General features: G+C 46.4%; 2 protein-coding genes. Both read left to right on the top strand.

What is annotated here, in order from left to right:
- Positions 1–343 (top strand): type III secretion system chaperone (locus R7Q47_RS25635; protein ID WP_318090181.1); only part of this gene is annotated, 343 nt, incomplete at its 5' end.
- A gap of 10 nt (positions 344–353) precedes the next feature.
- A partial coding sequence (vopR, locus tag R7Q47_RS25640; RefSeq protein WP_318090182.1) for a type III secretion system effector VopR occupies positions 354–1,163 on the top strand: 810 nt, incomplete at its 3' end.

Here is a 1,163-nt window from a genome sequence, read left to right on the forward strand (position 1 = left end):
AGATAACGCTATCGATGTGCAATTTGTGCAAGAGAAGAACGAGGTGCTTGTTTCAAAAAGCCTAGTGGTAGAGAAAGATATTCTCACCGCCGACAAGCTCCAAGTGCTGCTGGAATACAACTTTTTGTATCGCGAAACGGGCGGAGTGCAGTTTTGCATCAACCCAACCACCAAAGACATTCTGCTTCAAATCGCCATCACGGCAGACACCGAGATCAGCCAATTAGCCAACGTGATCAGTCAGTTGAATGAGTTGAGTGACACTTGGGTGCAACTGTTCCAAAACAACACGGTTGTCGATTTTAGCCAACAAACTGGCTCACACCCGTTTATTCAAGTTTAAGGTTTTTTACATGGTTAATATCAATACGTCACACATGCAGTCATTGAGCCAGCTGACGTCACATTTGGCGACACAGAATCAAGCGGACGATAAAGAGATTCGAGCACACAACGGCAAAGACATTTTCGTAAAAGAAGGTGCGCCAAAAAACAAAAGCGTGAGCGCTCGTATTAGCCATCAGAACAAAGCGAAAGACATCGTGGTGAATCTGCTCACCAAGCAGGGCATTCCAAAAGATGTGGCGAAGCAAATGCTACAAAACGTGCTCAATGGCGAAAATAAACTGACGCTCGGTAATTTGAAAAATCTTGAAAGATTGTCGTCTGGCCCAAGTTCACACTGGCCTGCCGCACAAACCGACACCGCGTCTTCCAAAACCAGCAAAGCCTCATCCAGCGTAGCGCTGATCAACGAGCACAAAGACAACCTTCAAAAGCTGGGGGATTTTGCGTGTACAGACTTAAATACGTTTGGTCAAAAAGGGTCGCAGTTTTATGAAACAAAAGGCGCGCCAAGGCTAAAAGCTCTTTACACGAACCAAGCACGAATCGCGCAAGACCAAAGAGCGACCATGTCTGCCAGCGCAGTTCAAGCTGCCGCTCAAAGAGGCAATGCTCCGCGGCTAAGTACATTACAGAACATTGCTAAGTATGTACAAAATGCTAAGGCAGGTTGCTGTACCACATTTGCTTTCGCTGCCGCTGCTGAAATGATTCAAGGCATGTCGGGCACACCAGAAAACCAGCCAAAAGTAGAAGTTGTGGCGTTTAAAAAAGGCCATTCTGGCACGCACCTTTATGTATTGGTAGGGAGACAAGAA

The organism is Vibrio sp. Vb0349 (genome assembly GCF_033338975.1).